This is a genomic window from Blastochloris tepida (assembly GCF_003966715.1).
Classification (GTDB): domain Bacteria; phylum Pseudomonadota; class Alphaproteobacteria; order Rhizobiales; family Xanthobacteraceae; genus Blastochloris; species Blastochloris tepida.
Window position 1 is genome coordinate 1847387 of the sequence record NZ_AP018907.1, and the last position, 21046, is coordinate 1868432.

General features: G+C 67.8%; 22 protein-coding genes and 1 tRNA gene. 7 read left to right on the top strand and 16 right to left on the bottom strand.

The window, feature by feature from the left end:
• Positions 1-137 precede the first annotated feature (137 nt).
• Positions 138-554, top strand: a complete 417-nt coding sequence (locus BLTE_RS08430) for a hypothetical protein (RefSeq protein ID WP_126399308.1) — start codon at positions 138-140, stop codon at positions 552-554.
• Positions 555-589: 35 nt separating this feature from the next.
• On the opposite strand, the gene BLTE_RS08435 is transcribed toward BLTE_RS08430, so the two are convergent.
• The gene (locus BLTE_RS08435) at positions 590-1264 is read right to left on the bottom strand and encodes a glutathione S-transferase family protein (protein ID WP_126399310.1); all 675 of its coding nucleotides are present in this window, start codon (positions 1262-1264) and stop codon (positions 590-592) included.
• 190 nt (positions 1265-1454) lie between these two features.
• Here BLTE_RS08435 and BLTE_RS08440 point away from each other — a divergent pair, with 190 nt between their 5' ends.
• Positions 1455-2153 (top strand): DUF599 domain-containing protein, encoded by a 699-nt coding sequence (locus BLTE_RS08440; protein WP_126399312.1) that lies wholly within the window; start codon positions 1455-1457, stop codon positions 2151-2153.
• A 56-nt stretch (positions 2154-2209) separates the two neighbouring features.
• Here the strand turns inward: BLTE_RS08440 and BLTE_RS18675 are convergent, their stop codons facing one another.
• Entirely contained in the window at positions 2210-2338 is a 129-nt protein-coding gene (locus BLTE_RS18675; RefSeq protein WP_280177367.1) for a hypothetical protein, read from the bottom strand.
• 164 nt (positions 2339-2502) lie between these two features.
• Here BLTE_RS18675 and BLTE_RS08445 point away from each other — a divergent pair, with 164 nt between their 5' ends.
• Positions 2503-2763, top strand: a complete 261-nt coding sequence (locus BLTE_RS08445; RefSeq protein ID WP_126399314.1) for a DUF3253 domain-containing protein — start codon at positions 2503-2505, stop codon at positions 2761-2763.
• A 16-nt stretch (positions 2764-2779) separates the two neighbouring features.
• Here the strand turns inward: BLTE_RS08445 and BLTE_RS08450 are convergent, their stop codons facing one another.
• The 6 genes from BLTE_RS08450 to mgtE all read right to left on the bottom strand — a co-directional run bounded on the left by BLTE_RS08450 (position 2780) and on the right by mgtE (position 10371).
• Entirely contained in the window at positions 2780-3565 is a 786-nt protein-coding gene (locus BLTE_RS08450) for a YdcF family protein (RefSeq protein ID WP_126402119.1), read from the bottom strand.
• A gap of 19 nt (positions 3566-3584) precedes the next feature.
• Complete coding sequence (locus BLTE_RS08455) at positions 3585-4148, bottom strand: VUT family protein (RefSeq protein ID WP_126399316.1); 564 nt, start codon at positions 4146-4148, stop codon at positions 3585-3587.
• The gene (queC, locus tag BLTE_RS08460) at positions 4142-4855 is read right to left on the bottom strand and encodes a 7-cyano-7-deazaguanine synthase QueC (protein ID WP_126399318.1); all 714 of its coding nucleotides are present in this window, start codon (positions 4853-4855) and stop codon (positions 4142-4144) included. The genes BLTE_RS08455 and queC overlap by 7 nt, the downstream gene beginning before the upstream one ends.
• Before the next feature lie 293 nt (positions 4856-5148).
• Entirely contained in the window at positions 5149-6321 is a 1173-nt protein-coding gene (locus tag BLTE_RS08465; RefSeq protein WP_126399320.1) for an isovaleryl-CoA dehydrogenase, read from the bottom strand.
• Between the two features lie 123 nt (positions 6322-6444).
• Positions 6445-8607, bottom strand: coding sequence for a putative bifunctional diguanylate cyclase/phosphodiesterase (locus BLTE_RS08470; RefSeq protein WP_126399322.1), 2163 nt, complete (start codon positions 8605-8607; stop codon positions 6445-6447).
• Positions 8608-8958: 351 nt separating this feature from the next.
• Positions 8959-10371 carry a magnesium transporter gene (mgtE, locus tag BLTE_RS08475; protein ID WP_126399324.1) on the bottom strand — a complete coding sequence of 471 codons (1413 nt, stop codon included), beginning with the start codon at positions 10369-10371 and terminating at the stop codon, positions 8959-8961.
• Positions 10372-10513: 142 nt separating this feature from the next.
• Between mgtE and BLTE_RS08480 the strand changes: the two genes are divergently transcribed.
• Positions 10514-11305 carry a polysaccharide deacetylase family protein gene (locus tag BLTE_RS08480; RefSeq protein ID WP_244600164.1) on the top strand — a complete coding sequence of 264 codons (792 nt, stop codon included), beginning with the start codon at positions 10514-10516 and terminating at the stop codon, positions 11303-11305.
• Between the two features lie 60 nt (positions 11306-11365).
• Positions 11366-12454 (top strand): polysaccharide deacetylase family protein, encoded by a 1089-nt coding sequence (locus tag BLTE_RS08485; protein ID WP_126399325.1) that lies wholly within the window; start codon positions 11366-11368, stop codon positions 12452-12454.
• Positions 12455-12720: 266 nt separating this feature from the next.
• Here BLTE_RS08485 and BLTE_RS08490 read toward each other — a convergent pair.
• Both BLTE_RS08490 and BLTE_RS08495 read right to left on the bottom strand, forming a co-directional pair.
• Positions 12721-12805, bottom strand: a tRNA-Leu gene (locus BLTE_RS08490).
• A gap of 176 nt (positions 12806-12981) precedes the next feature.
• Positions 12982-13230, bottom strand: a complete 249-nt coding sequence (locus tag BLTE_RS08495; RefSeq protein WP_126399327.1) for a FliM/FliN family flagellar motor switch protein — start codon at positions 13228-13230, stop codon at positions 12982-12984.
• Between the two features lie 69 nt (positions 13231-13299).
• Between BLTE_RS08495 and lipB the strand changes: the two genes are divergently transcribed.
• Together lipB and BLTE_RS08505 are read left to right on the top strand one after the other, a co-directional pair.
• Entirely contained in the window at positions 13300-14064 is a 765-nt protein-coding gene (lipB, locus tag BLTE_RS08500) for a lipoyl(octanoyl) transferase LipB (RefSeq protein ID WP_126399329.1), read from the top strand.
• A gap of 263 nt (positions 14065-14327) precedes the next feature.
• Positions 14328-14714, top strand: coding sequence for a hypothetical protein (locus BLTE_RS08505; RefSeq protein WP_126399331.1), 387 nt, complete (start codon positions 14328-14330; stop codon positions 14712-14714).
• Positions 14715-14847: 133 nt separating this feature from the next.
• Here the strand turns inward: BLTE_RS08505 and BLTE_RS08510 are convergent, their stop codons facing one another.
• From BLTE_RS08510 to BLTE_RS08535, 6 genes are all read right to left on the bottom strand, one after another.
• Complete coding sequence (locus BLTE_RS08510; RefSeq protein WP_126399333.1) at positions 14848-15141, bottom strand: acylphosphatase; 294 nt, start codon at positions 15139-15141, stop codon at positions 14848-14850.
• Between the two features lie 34 nt (positions 15142-15175).
• Positions 15176-16402: an SAM-dependent methyltransferase gene (locus BLTE_RS08515; RefSeq protein WP_126399335.1), complete on the bottom strand. Its 1227-nt coding sequence runs from the start codon at positions 16400-16402 to the stop codon at positions 15176-15178.
• Between the two features lie 209 nt (positions 16403-16611).
• Positions 16612-18648 carry an acetyl-CoA carboxylase biotin carboxylase subunit gene (locus BLTE_RS08520; RefSeq protein ID WP_126399337.1) on the bottom strand — a complete coding sequence of 679 codons (2037 nt, stop codon included), beginning with the start codon at positions 18646-18648 and terminating at the stop codon, positions 16612-16614.
• An 85-nt stretch (positions 18649-18733) separates the two neighbouring features.
• Positions 18734-19993 carry an MgtC/SapB family protein gene (locus BLTE_RS08525; RefSeq protein ID WP_126399339.1) on the bottom strand — a complete coding sequence of 420 codons (1260 nt, stop codon included), beginning with the start codon at positions 19991-19993 and terminating at the stop codon, positions 18734-18736.
• A 6-nt stretch (positions 19994-19999) separates the two neighbouring features.
• Positions 20000-20287, bottom strand: coding sequence for a YARHG domain-containing protein (locus BLTE_RS08530; RefSeq protein WP_244600165.1), 288 nt, complete (start codon positions 20285-20287; stop codon positions 20000-20002).
• A gap of 113 nt (positions 20288-20400) precedes the next feature.
• Positions 20401-20745 (bottom strand): hypothetical protein, encoded by a 345-nt coding sequence (locus tag BLTE_RS08535; protein WP_197723283.1) that lies wholly within the window; start codon positions 20743-20745, stop codon positions 20401-20403.
• Between the last annotated feature and the right edge of the window lie 301 nt (positions 20746-21046).

A 21046-nucleotide genomic window follows, 5' to 3' on the forward strand; every position in this document is an offset into this window, starting at 1 on the left:
GCCGGTTCCCCTTATCTATGACGCAAGCGCGGGGACGGCGGAAGCTGACCGTTGGTTGAGGATGAAACTGGTTTGGCGCGGTGACCCGACCAGCGTTGTACCTTAGGACAACACCAGTGCTTGTATGGGAGGCTCTGTTGACGTCGAAAACCCTTCTCCATTTGAATGCCACCCTAAAATTTATAGAGTTTATTATCAAAAACTTCGATGAAGCCGACGACACAAAGCCTATAGGACAAATCAGACAAGAATTTAAAGAAAAGCTCGGCGCCAATGCCCCAAAATTGATTAATCAACATTTTGGCATCATTCGACTCATACCGCTAATGCACATTGCGCAAGAAAAATTTTTAGATAACACGGAAGATGGGAAAATACTTAGAATAATAAGGAATTCATTCGCTCATAATGATTTTCAGTGCAACGAGAATGTTTATAAATTTTTCAATAATCGCCCCAATGAAAAAGACGTTGATATGGAATACGAAGAATTTGTAAATTTTATATGGAGAATCGAGAATGCGTTTTTCAAAGAACGCTATCTAGATGAATAGTCTTTTCGGTACTTTGAATTACGGACTGCGCCCGCTCAGCTCATCCGCTTGACCTCGGGCCAGTCGATCTCGCTGCGCGAGACCACCCAGGTCTCCTTCAGCGCCTGGGCCTTCCAGGCCTTGAAGGCCGGCAAGCTTTCCACCGCCTCCATGTAGCGGGCGGCCGTCTCATCCACCGCAACGTCATAGGTGCGGAACCGCGTCACCACCGGGGCGAACATGGCATCGGCGATGCTGAACGCGCCAAACAGGAACGGCCCGTCGGCGCCGAACCGGTCGCGGCAGTCCCGCCAGATCGCCAGCAGGCGCTCGACATTGGCCGCGGCCTCCGGCGTCAGCGCCCGCGATTCGATCGGCCGCCACAGGTTCATCGGCAGCAGCTTGCGCAGGGCGGAAAAGCCGGCGTGCATCTCCGCCGACACCGAGCGCGCCGCGGCCCGCGCCGCCGAATCGGCCGGCCAGAGCGCGCGGTCGGGAAACCGCTCGGCGAGATATTCGAGGATCGCCAGCGATTCCCACACCTGGATGCCGCCATCGATCAGGCAGGGCACCTTGCCGGAGGGGGAATGGCGGGCGATCTCGGCCCGCGTGTCGGGCTGGTCGAGCGGGACCACCGTCTCCTCGAACGGGATGCCGGCCACCGTCATCGCCAGCCAGGGCCGCATCGACCAGGACGAATAGTTCTTGTTACCGATCACAAGGCGCAGCATTCCGCTCAGGCTCCGGTGGCGTCCTGCTGCGGAAGCTGCCATGGCGGCGGCATCGGCACAATCGCGCGCACGGCATCGCCAACCTGCAGATGATCCGCAGATCATCGCCGCCCCGCCGGCCGATCGTCGGGTTGCCGGCGGCACGGGGGCTGCCTACCATGCCGGCCCTTTCCGGTGCGGGCTTGGCGGCATGGGCGATTTCACCGTTCTCGACCTTGCGGCATTCGCCACGTTCGTTCTCACCTGGGCCGTCTATCACGCGGCGCTGGAGTGGAGCCCGTACGCGGCGCGCAACCTCAACCACATCATGGAGCGCTACCGGCACGCCTGGATGCACCAGATGCTGGCGCGCGACGTGCGCATCGTCGACACCCAGATCATGGCCACGTTGCAGAACGGCAGCGCGTTCTTCGCCTCCAGCTCGCTGTTCGCCATCGGCGGCGCGCTGGCGCTGCTGCGCGCCAGCGAGGACGCCATGCGGCTGATGGAGGGGCTGCCCTTCAACATCCACACCACGCGCGGCGTGTGGGAGCTCAAGGTGCTGGGGCTGACGGTGATGTTCGTCCACGCGTTCTTCAAGTTCGCGTGGTCGTACCGGCTGTTCAACTACGCCGCCATCGTGATGGGCTCGGTTCCGTCATCCCAATTCAAGGACGATCCGGCGGCGATCGCCATTGCCAACCGTGCAGCCAAGCTGCATGCCATCGCCGGCCGGCATTTCAACCGCGGCCAGCGGGCGCTGTTCTTTGCACTCGGCTATCTCGGCTGGTTCGTCAGTGCCTGGGCGCTCATCGCAACCACCTTCGCCGTGCTGGTGGTGATGCTGCGCCGGCAATATGGCAACGAGTTCCAGCACCTGTTCGAAGACGACCCGATCGCCTTCAAATGAGCGGCGGTCAGGCGAGGCCGACTCTCACGCGATTCTGGACCTCACGCGATTGGACCTCACGCGATGCTTGCCATCGCCGCCAGAACGGCGAAGGCCAGGGCCGCGCCGCTGGTCCAGGCCACCATCTGCCAGCCCTCGCTGGTGTCTTCGGTGTCGTCGCTCGGATTGGTCGTGGACCAGCGCATCGCCCGCTCCTCGATCATCTGAAACAGGGAATGTCCGCCCGGCAGACCGGGCCGTCGATGAAACCGTGTCCTTGCGTCGATCGTCCGATTGCATGGGGCAAACGCCCGTGATTTCACCCGGTTCCGTTCGTCAAGAAATTCGTCAAGAAAGTTGCAGTCCGGACATGACCGACACCGAAGAGGCCACCGTCGCCAACGTCATCCTCGACCTCGCCGCGGCGCGCGGCGGCGGCACGCTGTGCCCGACCGAAGCGGCACGCGCGGCCAGCGGCACGGCGGACTGGCATCATCTGATGCCGCTGGTGCGGCGGGTGGCGGTGCGGCTGGCGCTGGAGGGGCGGATCGTCATCACCCGCAAGGGCAAGCCGGTGGACCCGACCGACTTCAAGGGGGTCTACCGGCTCGGCCTGCCGCGCAACGATTGAGCTTACGGCAGGCCCCTCACGGCGCCGGGAACAACTCGCTGGAGCGCCCGGTGGCGTAATAGGCGGCAAGGCCCATCCATTCCCGGCTCGCCAGATCGAACCGGCGCAGGCCATCCGAGGCGAAGAAGAACGGCACGAGCATCCCCTCGCCCGCCGGGACACGGAAATCGACCGGATAGGCCTCGACCGGGAAGCCCGCCGCCCGGAAGCAGCCGATCGAGCGCGGCATGTGCCAGGCCGAGGTGACGAGGAGCCAGCGTTCGCCGGGCTTGGGCGCCGCCAGTGCCTTCGAGAACACGGCGTTCTCGGTGGTGTTGCGGGAGCGGTCCTCGATCTCGATCCGCTCGGGCGCAAGCCCCATGCGCGCGAAGAAGGCGCGCGCCGCGTCCGCCTCGGTATGGCCCTGCTTGAGCACCTTGCCCTCGCCGCCCGAGAACAGGATGCGGGCGTTCGGGTAGATGCGCGCCAGGGCCACCGCCTCGGTCATGCGCTCGGCCCCCTCATTGAGCGCGAGCTCGCCCCGGGTGCCGAACACCTCGCCATCCAGCGCCCCACCCAGCACGACGATGCCATCCGGTGCGCCGTTGCCGGCATCCCAGCGCGGAAAGCGCTGCTCCAGCGGCGACATCAGCAAATTGGCAGCCGGCGACAGCCCGCAGATCAGCAGCAGAAGCGCCGCCAGCCCGGCGAGCCAGCGGCCGAACCGCCAGCGCAGCATGAGAATGCCGGCCAGCAGCAGCACGAGCAGGCCGTTGGTCGGCGTCGCGAGGAAGCCCAGCGCCTTCGAGATATAGAAGAACACGTCCATGCGGGCGGGCGCTTCAGGCCGGCGCGAGGCCGAGCCGCGCGTCGCGCCGGCGCAGCCACGCCGCCACCGGCACCGCCAGCGCGATCATCCAGGCCTTGCCCACCACCTGCCCGCCGAGGAACTCCAGCGAGCCAAAGGCGAGGTACAGGAACACGATGGAATCGACCACCAGACCAACGACGCCGGAGGCGACCACCGCGGCGACGAAGCGGCGCCGCTGCAGCGGCGTATAGACGGCGAGGTCGGCGAATTCCGACACCAGGAACGCCGCCGCCGAGGCCAGCACCAGCGAGGGCGGCGCCACGGCCGCCGACAGCGCCGCGCCGATCAGGATCGCCACCGCCGCCGCCCCTGCCCCGAGCCGGCGCTGCACCAGATCGCGCAGCACCAGCGCCACGCCGATCATCAGCACGCCGGAGGGCGCGGTGAGGCTCGGCCCCACCGGCACGAGGCACGGCCCGTTCGGCACGCACACCGTGCCGACATTGCCCACCATCCAGTTGGCGACCGGAATGGTCAGCACGAACAGGGCGAAGAACGCGGCGCCTTCGGCGCGCCGGCGGGTGTCGTTCAGCATCCGTCTTCCTTTCGAAACCGCGCCCAGCCTTCGGCACGCAGCCGGCAGGCGGGGCACACGCCGCAGCCAAAGCCCCAGGGGTGCCGCTGCGTGCGGTCGCCGACATAGCAGGTGTGGGTCTCCTCGACCACGAGATCAAGGAATTGTGGACCGGCAATGGCCAGGGCCAGGGCAAAGGTGGCGGCCTTGTCGATCCACATCAGCGGCGTGTGGATGGTCACCCGCCGGTCGAGCCCCAGCGACAGCGCCACCTGCATCGCCTTGATGGTGTCGTCCCGGCAGTCGGGATAGCCGGAATAGTCGGTCTCGCACATGCCGGCGACGATGTGGCGGATACCCCTGCGGTAGGCCAATGCCGCGGCGAAGCCGAGAAAGATCAGATTGCGGCCGGGGACGAAGGTGGTCGGCAGCCCGCTGTCGGCCAGGGCGATGGCGGCGTCGCGCGTCAGCGCAGTGTCCGAGATCTGGCCGAGCACCGAAAGTTCGATGAGGTGATCCGAGCCGAGCCGGCCGCTCCAGGCCGGCTTGAGGCCCTCGATGCGCCCCCGGATGCGCTCGCGCACCTCCAGCTCGACGCGGTGGCGCTGGCCATAGTCGAAGCCCACCGTCTCGACGCGGTCGAACCGGTCGAGCGCCCAGCCGAGGCAGGTGGTGGAGTCCTGGCCGCCGGAGAGCAGCACCAGCGCGGAAAGGTCCGGGGAGGTCATGGCGGGTGATTAACACGGGAGGGCGGAGGCGCCCATCCCTGCCCTCCCCAGCCAATGCCATTCCAGCCAGGGCCAATAGTCCGCGCGGACGACGGCCTTCATGACACGTCGTCGTCCCAGGCGAGCGTCAGCGACCCGGGACCGTTTGCAGATAGAGGCCCTTGTCCTGAAGACGATCCCGGGTCTCGCTGACGCTCGCCCGGGACGACACATCACCAAGTCTTGTCTGCAACAAGTCTTGGCCATACCAAGTCTTGGCCATCCGCTGGTCTCGCAACCCCTCAGTCCGGCGCTCACCCCGTCTTGGCGAACAGTTCGCGGCCGATCAGCATGCGGCGGATTTCCGACGTGCCGGCGCCGATCTCGTAGAGCTTGGCGTCGCGCAGCAGCCGCCCGGCCGGATACTCGTTGATGTAACCGTTACCGCCGAGCAGCTGGATGGCATCCAGCGCGGTCTGCGTCGCCAGTTCGGCAGCATAGAGAATCGCGCCGGCCGCGTCCTCGCGGGTGGTGCGGCCACGGTCGCAGGCCTTGGCCACGGCATAGACATAGGCCTTGGCGGCGTTCATCCGCACATACATGTCGGCGACCTTGGCCTGCACCAGCTGGAAGGTGCCGATCGGCTGGCCGAACTGCTTGCGGTCGCGCACATAGGGCAGAACGAGGTCGAGCGCCGCCTGCATCAGCCCCAGCGGGCCGGCCGACAGCACCACCCGCTCATAATCGAGCCCGCTCATCAGCACCGCGACACCGCGGTTGACCGTGCCGAGCACGTTTTCCTCCGGCACCTCGCAGTCCTCGAACACCAGTTCGCAAGTATCCGAGCCGCGCATGCCAAGCTTGTCGAGCTTCTGCGCAGTCGAGAAGCCCTTCATCCCCTTCTCGATGATGAAGGCGGTGATGCCCTTCGGGCCGGCGGCCGGATCGGTCTTGGCATAGACCACCAAAGTATCGGCGCCCGGGCCGTTGGTGATCCACATCTTGTTGCCGTTGATCACATAGCGGTCGCCGCGCTTCTCCGCCCGCGTCTTCATCGACACCACGTCGGAGCCGGCGCCGGGCTCGGACATCGCCAGCGCTCCGAGGTGTTCGCCGGCGATAAGGCGCGGTAGATAGCGCTTCTTCTGCTCTTCGGTCGCGTTGCGGCGCAGTTGGTTGATGCAAAGGTTGGAGTGCGCGCCGTAGGACAGGCCGACCGCGCCGGAGGCCCGGCTGATCTCCTCCATCGCCACCACGTGCTCGAGATAGCCGAGGCCGGTGCCGCCATACGCCTCCTCGACCGTGATGCCGTGCAGGCCGAGCGCGCCCATCTCCGGCCACAGGTCGCGCGGGAAGCGGTTTTCTCGGTCGATCTCGTCGGCGCGCGGGGCGATCTTGTCCTGGGCGAAGTCGCGGACGGTGTCGCGGATGGCGTCGGCGGTCTCCCCGAGGCCGAAATCAAACGGCGGCGGGCTGTTGGCGAGCATGCAGGTCCTCCCGGTTCGGCTTATGGTTGCCGCCTTTATAAGGCCGGGCGGCGCCGAAGTCAGGAGGGACTGAGGGCTATGGCGACCCGGTCCAGGTCGCGGGCTGGGTCGTCCGGTTGGGGATCAGGCGCGCAGGAGCAGCGGCGCCGTCTGGCAGGCCGGCTCCGGCTTGCCAGACACCAGCCGGTCGATGGCACTGGCGCGCATCGGCCGGCCGAGCAGATAGCCCTGCAGCTCGTGGCAGCCGGTGGCCTGCAGGAAGCGCGCCTGCTCCGGCGTCTCGACCCCCTCCGCCACCACGGTCATCCGCAGCCCGCGGGCCAGCGACACGATGGCGTGGACGATCATCGCCGAATCGGCCGACTCGCCGAGGTCGCTGACGAAGCTCTGGTCGATCTTGAGCTTGTCGAAATTGAACCGGCGCAGATAGCTGAAGCTGGAGTAGCCGGTGCCGAAATCGTCGAGGGCGACGCGGCAGCCCAGCGCCCGCAGCCGGTTGATCACCGCCAGCGCGATCTCCGGATCCTCCACCAACACGCCTTCGGTGATCTCCAGAACCAGACGCTCGGGCGCCATTTTGGTGGCGTGCAGCACCCGCTTGACGGTCGATTCGATGTCGCCCTTGAGCATCTGGATCGGCGACAGATTGACGGCGATCGTCAGGTCCGGCCAGCGCGCGGCATCCTCGCAGGCGCGTTGCAGCACCGTGGCGCCGAGCTTGTGGATCAGCCCGGTCTCCTCGGCGATCGGGATGAATTCGTTGGGCGGGATCATGCCGCGCAGCGCGTGGCGCCAGCGCACCAGGGCTTCCAGGCCGTTCAGCGTCCGGCCGTCGGCGGAGAAGATCGGCTGGTACTCGACCAGCAGCTCGCCGGTGAGGATCGCCGCCCGCAGCTCGCGCTCGATGAACCGGCGGTGGCGCGAATCCCGTTCCAGATCGGTGTCGTAGATCGTCACCCGGCCGCGGCCATTGGACTTGGCGACATAGAGCGCGAGGTCGGCGCGGTGCATCAGCAGATGCTGCTCGGCGCCGTGATCGGGCGCCAGCACGATGCCGATGGAGGCGCCGATGTCGATCTGCTTGCCGTCGATCGGTCCGGGCCGGCTCACCTCCTCGATGATCCGCATGCCGAACTTGGTGGCGAGGTCGCGATTGATCGGCCCGTCGACCAGCACCGCGAACTCGTCGCCGCCGATCCGCGCCACCGTGACGAACGCGCCGCACACGTCGCGCAGGCGCCGCGCCACGTCGGCCAGCAGCCGGTCGCCGGTCTGGTGGCCGAACGTGTCGTTGACCTCCTTGAACCGGTCGAGATCGACCAGCATCAGCGCGAAGCTGCCGCCGCGCCGGGCCTTGCGGGTCTGCTCCAGCAGCGCCTCGAAGAAGGCCAGACGGTTTGCCACCCCGGTCAGCGGGTCGGCGCTCGCCAGCGCCTGGGTGCGGTCGACATCGGCGATCAGCTCGCGCGTCGCGGTGTCGACATTGCGCACCAGATAGATCAGCAGCCCGCCGATGGCGAGGAAGACGACAACGACCGTGGGGGCGATCACGTCGATCAGCACCCGGCCGGGATTGGCGCTGCGCCAGACCAAAGCGCCGATGGGGGTGCCGTTCAGCCCGTTGATCGGCAGAAGCGCCCGCCCCGAGGGCGCCGAGCTGCTGGTGGCGAAGGCGAGCGAGGCCAGCCCATAGGCATCGGCCAGCTCGCGCAGGGCGGCCTCGTCGAGCACGCGCACCGCGACCAGGATGTCAGGCGCTTCGCCGGCCGCACCCGGCTTTGCCAGGGGGGCGGCCGCGGCAATGGCGAGGCGCCCCGATGAAATGGAATAGCCGGCCCGGGCCGGCCCGAAGCGGACGATGCCGGCCTCCGCCCGCTGACCGCTCGCGCCCGCGATCAGCGCCTGAACGCCGGCCACCACCTCGCCCGGCAGCGGCGGCTTGACCTGCTCACCCGAGATCGTCGCCGCCAGCGGCTGGCCCTTGGCGGACAGCAGGAAGGCGTGGACGCCCTGGCTTGCCACGGCGGCATGGGCGCCATCCTCGGAGACCGCCGCCTCGCCGGGTTCGGACCTGAAGCCGAGCAGCGCCGGCTCGGCCGCCGCGTGCTCCACAAGCTGGCTGTGCGTCTTCAATAGCTCGTCCGTCACCGTCCTGGCGGTGCGGACGTCGTCGTCGATCGCCTCACGTTCGAGCCTGGCCCCGACATGGAGCGCGACGACCACGACGATCAGCGTGCCGGCCGTGATGACCGCCGCGACAATCTCCGTGATCCGCGGCTTCAGCACGGATCGAGCCGTTTCAATCGCCCTCGCCATTTGGGCCCCGCACTCCCCGATACGGACTCGATGTAGCGGACGCGGTTTAACGCAAGGTCAGTGAACGCGGTTAACGGCAATTCACGTCAAATCACGCCGATCCCGCCGGAAGGATTTTAAGTCGGCTATCGACAAGCCAGAAGGCTTCCACCGGTCCACGCACGACGCCAGTCCCAGTTTGCGCACCATGTCTCGCGCCTACTACCAGTCAGCCCCTTGGGCCGGCCGATGAATGCTGACGGTGGATGGTACGATACTGCGCTTAATCAGTGCGGACCCGGCGCGCCGATCTTCATCTATCGTTATTGCCGTATGAACACATCACGACAGGCGGAACCACAGCGTGGCGATGCCGAGAAAGGCGAAGAAGCCCACCACGTCGGTGACCGTGGTGACGAACGGCCCGGACGATACAGCGGGATCCGCACCAAGCTTGTGAAGCGCCAGCGGAATCAGGATGCCGCCCAGCGCCGCCGCGATCAGCACGACGACCATCGACAGCCCGATCACCAGACCGAGATCGGGCAGGCCGAACCACGCCACCGCCACCGCGCCCATGATGACCGCGAAGGCGATGCCGTTGAGGAAGCCGGCGGCGACCTCGCGCAGCACGATCCGGCGCGCATTGGCATTGCCGAGTTGGCGGGTGGCGAGCGCACGCACCGCCACCGTCATGGTCTGGGTGCCGGCATTGCCGCCTTGGCTCGCGACGATCGGCATCAGCACCGCCAGCGCCACCATCTTCTCGATCTGGCCTTCGAACATGCCAATCACCGCGGAGGCCAGGATGGCGGTGAAGAGATTTAGGAAGAGCCAGGAAAACCGGCTCTTGGCGATGTACCAGACCGTATCCGACAGTTCCTCGTCGGCCTTGACGCCGCCCAGCGCCTTCAGGTCCTCGTCGGCCTCCTCCTCGATCACGTCGACCACGTCGTCGACGGTGATCACGCCGACCAGCCGGCCGGCGTCGTCGACCACCGCGGCCGACACCCAATTGTAGCGCTCGAACAGCCGGGCGACGTCCTCCTGGTCGTCGGTGGCCTTCACCTGATGGCGCTCCTCCGACACGATGTCGACCATCGCCACCGGCCGCTTGGTGCGCAGCAGCACATCGAGCGAGACCTCGCCGAGCAGCTGGTAGCGCGGATCGACGACGAAGATCTCGTAGAAGCGCTCCGGCAGATCCTCGGTCTCGCGCAGATGGTCGATGGTCTGGCCCACCGTCCAGAACGCCGGCACGGCGACGAACTCGGTCTGCATCCGCCGGCCGGCGGATTCCTCGGGGTAGTCGAGGCTGCGGGCGAGCGCGACGCGCTCGAGCGCCGGAAGCTGGTCGAGGATCTCGTCCTGATCCTCCTTGTCCAGGTCCTCGAGAATGTAGACGGCATCGTCGGAGTCGAGTTCGCGCACGCCTTCGACCAGCGTGCGCGTCTCCAGCGCCTCGACGATGCGGGTGCGCGCCGTCTCGTCGAGCTCGGTCAGGGCGGCGAAGTCGAACGCATCGCCCAGAAGCTCGATCAGCCGGGGCCGGTCGGCCGGATCGAGCGACAGCAGGAGGTCGCTCTGGTCGGTGGCGTGCAGGTCCGTGAACAGGGCGCGCAGCCGCGCCGCGTCGCCCGCCTCCACCGCAGCGGCAACGGCTTCGTTGACCTCGGCCCGGATGTCGCCGTCCTCATTCCGAAGCGGCAGGCCGTCAGCCTTCTCCGCATGCTCGCGGACCATCTCGTCGAGCATGGCGTCCTCCTTCCGGATCGGGGTTCGACGCCGCTTGTAGGAAGCCGTCGCAACGATGGCAACGCGGACAGCGGCAACGCGGATGATGGCCGCACCGCGCATTCGCTGCTATGGAGGTTCGCCCCTCTCCGGAGGCACCCCCGTGCGCCCTCGCTTCCGCCTCGCCGCCATCCTCCTCCTCGCCCTCGCCGGCCCCTCTCTCGCCTGCGGGCCCGAATCGCTCGGCACGCGCCGGGTGCTCGCGGTGGAGACCGCAGGCGGCGTGCGGGTCGGCACCAAGAGCTATCCGGCCACCCTGCCCTTGGCCGACAAGGAAGTGGTGCTGACCTTCGATGACGGCCCCTGGCCGGGCACGACCCAGGCCGTTCTCGATTCGCTGGCCCGCGAATGCGTGAGGGCGACCTTCTTCCTGATCGGCGAGAACGCCGAGGCGCGGCCGGCCCTGGTGCGGCGGATGATCGCAGACGGCCACACCGTCGGCCACCACACCTGGTCGCACCCCATTCTGTCGAAGATCCCCGCCGCCGACGCGCTCGGCGAGATCGAGCGCGGCATCGCCGCCGACGACCGCGCCGCCTATGGCAGCGCCGCACCGGTGCCGCGCGTGGCCTTCTTCCGCTTTCCCGGCTTCGCCGACACGCCGGAGTTGCTCGACCGGCTGGCGGAACGGAAAATCGCCGTATTCGGCGCCGATCTGTGGGCCAGCGACTGGAAGCCGATGACCCCGCAGGCCCAGCTCGATCTCGTCATGAAGCGCCTGAACGAGACGGGTCGGGGAATCGTGCTGTTCCACGACACCAAGCGCCAGACCGCCGACATGCTGCCGGCGTTCCTGCGGGCCTTGAAGGACGGCGGCTATGCCGTTGTCCATATCATACCTGCCCATCCCCAGGCGGGACGGTCGCTTTACCGTTCCTTATCGGCAGGGGACTAGGCTCTATCGACAGACCGCCATTTTTAATTATTCTAATGTGCGGTCGCTGAGGCTCACCCCATGAAATTCGCTTTCGCCGTCGCTGCCACTGCCTCGCTCCTCCTCGTTCCCACGGGCGGGGCGTTCGCCACCGAGTCCTGTCCCGGCAATCCCGATGCGCTGGGCACGTCGCGGGAGGTGGCGATCGATCCGGCGACGCTGCCGCGCATCGGCTTCATGCAATACAAGGAGATGGTGGAGCTGCAGCCGAAGGAGGTGATCCTCACCTTCGACGACGGGCCGCTGCCCAAGACCACACCCGCGGTGCTGGAGGCGCTGCGCAAGGAGTGCGTCAAGGCGACCTTCTTCATCGTCGGGCGCATGGCCAAGGCCTATCCCAACGTGCTGCGCGAGGTGGCCGCAGAAGGCCACTCCATCGGCACGCACAGCGTCACCCATCCGCTGATCTTCCCCAAGCAGAGCCTGGAGAAGGGCAAGAAGGAGATCGACGACGGCTTCGCCATCGTCAACGCCATCCTGGCCCAGGACGGCCGGCAGGCGGCGCCGTGGTTCCGCTTCCCCGGGCTCGGCCGCACGGCCGCCTTCGAGAAGCATCTCGACCAGATCGGCGTGGTGTCGATGAGCGCCGACTTCCCGGTCGACGACTGGCTGCGCCACACGCCCGATCAGGTCTACAAGACCGCGCTGGCGCGGCTGGAGGCCAATGGCAAGGGCATGTTCCTGCTGCACGACATCCAGCCCGCCACCGTGGCCATGCTGCCGCGCCTGCTGCGCACGCTGAAGGAGCGCGGCTACAAGGTGGTGCACATGGTGCCACTCGGCACGCCCGGCGCCGAGGTCGCCCGCGCCGAGACCCGCACCCGCGTGCCGGCGATGCCCAAGCAGCCGGTGTCCGACACCGTCAGCCCCGGCATGATGCCGTCGCTGGCCGAACCGGTTCAGCCGGCGCCGCTGACGCCCCCGCCCGCGCCGAGCGCGGCCGATCAGACGCCGGGACCCGGCGGCCAGCTTCCCGCCCGTCTCAACCCTCTGCCGCCGCATAACGTGGTCGGCGGCGATCTGATGCCGCTGCGGCGCGACGAGATGCCGTTCTCGGTGTTCTGGCCGTCTCAGATCGTGAACGACCTGCGGGCGCCGACGATGCGCTGAGGCGGCACCGAACAGAATCACCGTCGCGATGGCCGGGCCTGCGCCCGGCCATTTTCGTTGTCATCCGGCTTTCGGAAGATCCCTTCGGGATACCGGACACGACATCGCCGAGAATCGTTGTTCGAACACGGATACTCGGCGACCGGACGACGAAAGTCCGGCCGGATCGGCTGGCCTGCGTATGATTCGTCAAAACGAAAAATGGCCCGGTCCATCAGGAGCCGGGCCATTTTTCACTGAGCGGACGGCATCTGCCGCCGTCAATCTGGTGCGGTCGAGAGGACTCGAACCTCCACGGGTCGCCCCACTAGCACCTCAAGCTAGCGCGTCTACCAGTTCCGCCACGACCGCAATTGCTTCAGCCGTTCAATGCCGAAGCGGCCGGTGTGTTAGCAAAGGACGGCAGCCTCCACAAGCCGCCTGCCAACTTTCCTTGCCGCAATCCGCACAGACGGTGGATATCCTGATGGGAGACACCCCGAGGGAGATCGTTTCCGGTCCCCCGCAGGGATCTGCCGCAGCCCCTGTCACGCCTCGCTCGGCAGGGCGGCGCGCGACAGCAGCCGGGTGATGTTGACGGCGATCCGATTGCCGTTGATCACCACCGCCCCCTTGGCCACCGGCAGGTTGTTGGCCAGAATCGTCACCTCGTCGTCCTCGGTGGCGTCGAGCTCGATGATGGCGCCGCGGCCCATGCGCAGCATCTGGTGGATGGGCATCACGGTCGTGCCGAGCACAACGGAAATGTCGAGTTGGACGGTGTCGATGTTCGCCACGATGACCTCGAAACACGGAACGCTGAACGGCGCGTGCCGCAAAATTCATCCGGTCATGGTTAAAAACGGATGAATCTGCGCCAGGATCTCGCCGCCGCCCTGCCCGCCGACGGCCTGTTGCGGGGCGTTGGCGGCCCGCCGGTGGCATGGCGGATCGCCGAGGGCCTGGTGTCCTACGAGGACGCCGTGGCGGCGATGGAGGCCCGCGTCGCGGCGATTCTCGCGGGGCGCGCGCCGGAGCTGGTGTGGCTGGTCGAGCACCCGCCGCTCTATACGGCCGGCACCAGCGCGGCCGAGGCCGACCTGCTCGCGCCCGGCCGCTTCCCGGTGTTCCGCACCGGCCGCGGCGGCCAGCTCACCTATCACGGCCCCGGCCAGCGGGTGGCCTATGTGATGCTCGACCTCTCCCGGCGCGGCCAGGACGTCCGGCGATTCGTGGCTGGGCTGGAGGCCTGGATCATCGCCACACTTGCCCGCTTCAACGTCACCGGCGAACGGCGCGAGGACCGCGTCGGGGTGTGGGTGCGCCGCCCCGAGCGCGGCGAGGGCCGCGAGGACAAGATCGCCGCCATCGGCATAAGGGTGCGCCGCTGGGTGACGTTCCACGGCATCTCGCTCAATGTCGAGCCGGAGCTTGCGCACTTCGCCGGCATCGTGCCGTGCGGCATCGCCGATCCGCGCTACGGCGTGACCTCGCTGGTCGATCTCGGCCTGCCGGTCACCATGGCGGAGGCCGACATGGCGCTGCGGGCGGCGTTCGAACAGGTGTTCGGGCCGACCGCCGTTGCGCCGGCAGCCACCGATTCGCCGGCCGATGCATTGCATTCGAACTAAATCGATAACAGCGCCTGAAGTCCTGTCTGGTAGGGATTTTACGTGACGCCGGGGCCGCGCGGCGCGTTCAGTGCGGCGGCCGTCCGGTTCCCTTTCCCCTCGGCGGCCCGAGCGCGGGCGCCGAATCTGCAGGTGATCATGGGTTCGGAGAGACCGCCTTGCCACGAAACGGCCACGCCTGTGGTGATTTCGCGGCAAGGGGAACGTGTCCGAACGTCAGGGGTTCTGACTGCAGAGGGGTAACATCATTCGAAGGAGTTGTTATGCGTAAGGCTGTCATCGTTCTGTCGGCCATGGTCGCCCTCGCGGGCGCTGCCACCAGCGCCTCGGCCGAGCAGCGCTATTATGACGAACGGACGGGCGCGCTGCTGGGCACCGGTGCCGTGGTCGGCACCGTCGTCGGCGTCGGCCTCTTCAATGGCTGGTGGGGCAGCTCGGCCACGGCGACCGCTCTCGGCTCGACGGCGGCGTCCTCGGCGATGGTCGGCGGCGTCGCCGGCGTCGGCACCGTCGCCCTGATCCATGCCGCCACCACGCCGTGCACCGGCTTCGACGCGCTGCTGGGCTCGTTCCGCCAGGGTCCGTCCGGCTGCGTCGACGGCCACTATGTCGGCTATCAGGCCGCGGCCCAGACCAAGCGCCGCCACTGACGCCACCGCGTCGCAACCCACAAGACTTCGCGGGCCGGGTTGGCAGGATGCTCTGCGGAGCATCCGGGCCGCCCGGCCCGTGGTGCTTTATTCGGCTTCCGGCTGATCGAGCCGGTGCATCGGCGGGGCAGCGTCAGCGGGTCGGCAGCACCGAGAAATTCTGGCCGGGTTGGCGCGCGGCAAGCTCGGCCTCGGCCGATTCGATCACCCGGAGAAAGTCCACCCGCGCCGTCGACGGTCCGCGCTGGCAATCGGCGATCATCGCCTCGACCGCCTGCGCCGGCCCGGCCGCCACCGCCTCGACCGAGCCGTCAATGCGGTTGCGCACCCAGCCGGCGAGACCGTAGCGGGCGGCGGTGCGCTCGACGAAATAGCGGAAGCCCACGCCCTGCACGCGACCGGTGATGATGAGCCGGGCCACCCTCATTGCAGCGCCCTCCCCGTCCCGCTCCGGTCGCGGCTCACCGGGCGCCCGCGCCCAGCGCGCGCTCGGCATCGACGATGTAGTCGCGGATCACCGGCACGGCGTCGCGCTTTGCGGCCAGCAGAAGCTGGAACACCATGTTGGAGCCGTGCAGGAAGCCCAGCTCCACCGCGGCCAGATAGAACTCCCACATCCGCGCGAAGCGCTCGCCCATCATCGCCACCACCGCCGTGCGCTCGGCGGCGAAGCGCTCGCGCCAGTGCTTGATGGTCCAGTAGTAGTGCAGCCGCAGCACCTCGCAGTCGGCCACCCACAGGCCGGTGCGCTCGGTGGAGGCGAACACCTCCGACAGCGCCGGCACGTAGCCGCCGGGGAAGATGTGCTTGCGGATGAATGGCGCGGTCGAGCCCGGCGGCGACATGCGGCCGATGGCGTGGATCATGGCGAAGCCCTCGGGCTTCAGCAGGCGCCTTACGGTGCGGAAATAGTCGTCGAAATAGGCGACGCCGACGTGCTCCATCATGCCCACCGACACCAGCCGGTCGAACGTGCCTTCAAGCTGGCGGTAGTCGGTCTCGACGAAGGTGACGCGGTCCTCGACGCCTTCCGCCTTGGCGCGCTCGCGGGCGGACGCGATCTGCTCGGGCGAGACATTGATGGCGGTGACGGTGGCACCGCAGGCCTTGGCGAGATAGCAGGCGAGCGACCCCCAGCCCGAGCCGATCTCCACCACCCGCATGCCGGGCGAAATCTTCAGCTTGGCCGCGATGTGGCGCATCTTGGCGCGCTGGGCCTCGGCGAGCGGCACATCCGGCGCCGTGAAGTAGGCGCAGGAATAGCTCATCGTCTCGTCGAGCCAGAGCCGGTAGAACGCCGCCGGATGGTCGTAATGGTGGCGGGCGTGCTGCGCGGCGCGGCCGAGCGGATTCGACTGGTGGACCCGCTTCAGCGCCCGCCAGACGCGGCGCAGCGCCTGCTGCAGCGGATGCGAGGCGAGGCCGGAACGGTTGACCGAGAACAGCAGCAGGAGGTCGAACACGCTGCCGCCGTCCTCGATGGTCAGCCGGCCGTCCATATAGGCTTCGCCGGCCGCAAGCTCGGGATTGAAGAACAGCTCGCGCGCCACCTTGTCGTCATGGAAGCGGACGGTGACGTCCGGCCCGCCCTCACCGGAGCCGAAGCTGCGGCGCGCGCCGTCATGATCGATGACGGTCAGCCGACCATTGCGGACGAACTTGTTGAGCAGAGTGGCCAGCAGTCGCATCGAGTCGCCTCCCGCGGTGGTGGCGACTGTAACACGGGACGTGACGGCGCAACTTGCCTGCGAGCGGTTTTCGGCCGCATCGTCATCCCGGCCAAGCGCCGAAGGCGCGCGAGCCGGGATCGTTTGCCGAGCAGGGCCCCCCTTCCTGATGGCGGTCCCGGGTCTCGCTTCGCTCGCCCGGGACGACGATCACACCAAGCGTCGGACGCTCAGGCGAACTCCATGATCACCGCATCGACCGCCATCGAGTCGCCGGGCGCCGCCTTGATCGACTTGACGACGACGTCGCGCTCGGCGCGCAGCACGTTCTGCATCTTCATCGCCTCGACGATGCACAGCGCCTCGCCGGCCTTGACCTCCTGGCCTTCCTTGACCGCGATCTCGACCACCAGCCCCGGCATCGGGCACACCAACTCCTTGCCGTGGTCCGGGCCCTTCTTCTGCGGCATCAACGCGGCGAGCTTGGCCTCGCGCTCATTGTAGACGTAGGTCACCGCCGACATGCCGCGGTGGGAGATGCGGAAGCCGTTGGGCACGGTGCGCACCTGGGCGGTGCGCGGCACGCCGTCGATGGTGCCGCGCCACACGAGGTCGCCCGGCTTCCAGTACGAGGCCAGCCGGTAGGTGTTCTCCTCGCGGCCGCGCAGCGTCAGCAGCGACACCTTCCACTCATCGACCTCGGTGCCGACTCCCGCGGCCTCCGACACCTTGACGTGGAATTCGAGGTCCTTCTCGAACACCACGCAGCGGAACGGATCGACCGGGATCGGCCGGCCCACGATCTGGCCGGAGATCAGCCGGCGCCGCCGGGTGGAGATGAAGTCGATCGAGGCTGCGACGGCGGCGATGATGCGCGCCACCTCGCCCTCGGGGTGCTGGATCTTGAAGCCGTCCTTGTATTCCTCGGCGATGAAGCCGGTGGACAGCTTGCCCTGGCGCCAGCGCGGATGCTGCATCAGCGCGGCGAGGAACGGGATGTTGTGCTGGATGCCCTCGATGGCAAATGCGTCGAGCGCGTGGGCCATGGCGTCGATCGCCTGATTGCGGGTCGGCGCGTGGGTGACCAGCTTGGCGATCATCGGATCGTACCAGATCGAGATCTCGCCGCCCTCGAACACGCCGGTGTCGTTGCGGATGATCGAGTCCTCGAACGGCCCCTCGTGCGGCGGGCGGTAGCGCGTCAGGCGGCCGGTGGAGGGCAGGAAGTTGCGGAACGGGTCCTCGGCATAGATGCGGCTTTCGATCGCCCAGCCGTTCAGCTTGATGTCGTCCTGCTCGTACTTCAGCGGCTCGCCGGCGGCGACGCGGATCATCTGCTCGACGAGGTCGATGCCGGTGACCATCTCGGTCACCGGATGCTCGACCTGCAGGCGGGTGTTCATTTCCAGGAAGTAGAAGGAGCGGTCCTGGCCGGCGACGAACTCCACCGTGCCGGCCGAATCGTAGCCCACCGCCTTGGCCAGCGCGACCGCCTGGGCGCCCATCTTGGCGCGGGTCTCGGGGTCGAGCAGCGGCGAGGGCGCCTCCTCGATGACCTTCTGGTTGCGGCGCTGGATCGAGCATTCGCGCTCGCCGAGGTGGATGACGTTGCCGTGCTTGTCGCCCAGCACCTGGATCTCGATGTGGCGCGGCTCGACGATGAACTTCTCGATGAACACGCGGTCGTCGCCGAACGAGGCCTTGGCCTCGGCGCGCGCCAGCTTGAAGCCGTCCATCACCTCGGCCTTGGAGTGGGCGACGCGCATGCCCTTGCCGCCGCCGCCGGCCGAGGCCTTGATCATGACCGGGTAGCCGATCTCCTCGGCGATGCGCACGGCGTGCTGGTCGTCCTCGATGACGCCGAGATAGCCCGGCACGGTCGAGACCTTGGCGGCGGCCGCCGCCTTCTTGGACTCGATCTTGTCGCCCATGGCGGCGATCGCCTTGGGGTTCGGGCCGATGAAGACGATGCCGTGCTTGGCCAGCTCGACCGGGAACGCCTCCCGTTCGGACAGGAAGCCGTAGCCGGGGTGCACCGCCTCGGCGCCGGTGTCCTTGCAGGCTTTGATGATCTTGTCGATCACCAGATAGGATTCGGCGGCCGCCGGCGGGCCGATGTGGACCGCCTCGTCGGCCATGTCGACGTGCAGCGCGTCCTTGTCGACGTCGGAATAGATGGCGACGGTCTTGATCCCCATCCGTTTCGCGGTGCGGATGATGCGGCAGGCGATCTCACCGCGATTGGCGATCAGGATTTTCTTGAACATTCCGCGCGTCCTTCCGCACCCGAACAAATTCCGGCGGTGTGTTGGGACGTCATCACCGCCTTGTCAATGTGGGCGTTCGTTGCAGTCACCCGCTCAGGGCCCAAACCAGCGTGCCGGTGGCCACCATCGCCGCCGATCCGAGCGCCAGCGGACCGGCGAACCCCCACCCGCCGGCCGCGGCGCCGATCGCCGCCTTCGCCGCGGTATTGGTCGCGGCCGCAATCAACACCCCGAGGCTGGGAAGGGCGGCGGCGCCGCTCTTGCGCGCCAAATCGGCCATGGCAAAGGTTGCGGCATCGAGATCGGCCAGCCCGGCGAGGCCGGCGACGGCCAGCGTCGCCTCGGAGCCGAGCGCGGTGGCGGCGGCGCGGGATGCGGCGGTGACGGCCACCAGCAGCACCGCATACTGCAGAACCGAGCTCAGCACGAACGGATTGGACAGCACCGGCTCGCTGCCCGGCGGCGTGGTTCTGCGCCACGCGAATACCAGTCCACACGCCAGCGCGGCCCCGGCCGCCGCCAGCAGCGGCAGTGTCGCAATACCGGCGCCGCCGACCAGCGCCGCCAGCAGAATCGCGGTGCGCACCAGCGACACCGCCCCTGCGACCAGCGCCGCGCCGGCCAGAAGCTGCGGGTCGCCCTCCCCGGCCGCGGCGCATCGCGCATTGGCCAGCGTCACCGCCGTCGAGGACACCAGCCCGCCGGCCGCGCCGGCCACCAGCTGGCCGCGCCTCGTGCCCAGCAGCTTGACCGCGGCATAGCCGCCGAACGCCACCGCCGCCAGCACGATGACCACCAGCAGAAGCTCGCGCGGATTGATGCCGCCATAGGGGCCGACGGTGCGGTCGGGGACCAGCGGCAGGGCGATGAACGTCATGCCCAGCAGCAGCAGCGCCGAGCGCAGCTCCGGCCAAGTGATGCGCGCCACGAAGGCATGCAGCGGCTCGCGCGCCGCCAGGATGGCGGCGGTCGCCACCCCCGCCGCCGCGACGATGTGGCGGTCCCCCAGCATGGCGTAGGCGCCCAGCGCGAAGGTGACGAGGCCCGCCACCGTGCCGGTGACGCTGAAGGTGCCGTCGTGGGCGTTCTCGCGGAACTGGAAGGCGCCGAACACCGCGCCGAGCGTGGCGAACGCCAGGCCCAGCAGCAGGCCGCCCCCCGCCGGCAGCGCCAGCGCGATGGCGCCCGCCACCCCGCCGAGCAGGCCGATCAGCGTGTAGGTGCGCAGGCCCGCGGTGCGCTGGCCGGGGGCATCCCCACGCTGGCGCCAGCCGCGCTCGACCCCGACCAGAAGGCCGACGCCGAGCGCCAGAGCCAATCGCTGGAAGAGGTCGGCCAGTTCCATGGCGGGTCAGCGGCAGCCGTACTGCCGCTCCAGCGCGCGGATCTGCTGAACGCGGGCGCGGTCGGCGCGCGACATCGGGATGCTCGCCTCATTGTCATAGAGGCAGCCGGCATTGCCGAAATAGGAGATGGCGCGGGACGTCTTGAAGCAATAGCCGTTGGCCTTGTAGATCGAGTTCCGCTCGACCCACAGATCCTGGCAGACATCCTGGGCAAAGCTTGGCGCAGTGGACGCGCCGAGCACGAAACCTGCGGCCAGGGCGGCGAAGATGGTGCGCATGATGATGGTGCGCATGGCGTTTTCTCCCATGAAATGCGCGCCGTGACGCGCGGGGGGAAACACGGCCGGCGCAACCGGAGCCTACACGAAAATCCGGCCCGGCCATTGCTGGCCGGGCCGGAATTGCGTCAGATCACGTTGCCGCGCTTGGGGCCGAAGCCCGGGAAGTAGCAGCGGCAGGGCTCGCCGATCGGCGCACGCCCGCCGAGACCGCAGGTGCCGCGCGACGTGTAGCAGGCGCGGCCCCACCGGCGCGGCGGCGGACCATAACCATAGCCGGGCGGCGGCCGGTGCCCCCAGCGCGGCGGCGGCGGGGGCGGCGGACCCCAGCGGTTCGGCGGCGGAGGCGGCGGCGGGCCCCAATACTGCGCCACCTGGAATTCGGCGTCCTGCGCCGATGCCGGCGACGACAAAGCGGCGGTGCCGAGCACCATCGCTGCGGCAGCACCTGCGATCACAAGTCGCGAGAACATGTCACTCGTCCGTTTCTGCCCGCTTCTCGGGCGAATTGAACCCCGGTTCCGGGGAATCGCCGAAGCCTGCTCCTATGCGAAGCCCGAAGATGGCTTCGCGACCCTCGGAATATCCTCCTACCAAACATCCTGGCCGAAAAAGAGGAATTTTGGTGAGCGGATTGAGAAATACCTGCGTGTTCTGCCGGCTTCGCCTTTCAGCGCCCCGGCGAACGTCACAGGGAGCGCCGCCTGCCGGAGACGCTCCCTACGCCGCGCTGAACCCGGTCGCGGCGAGCGCTACTGTCGGACACCGCGCATG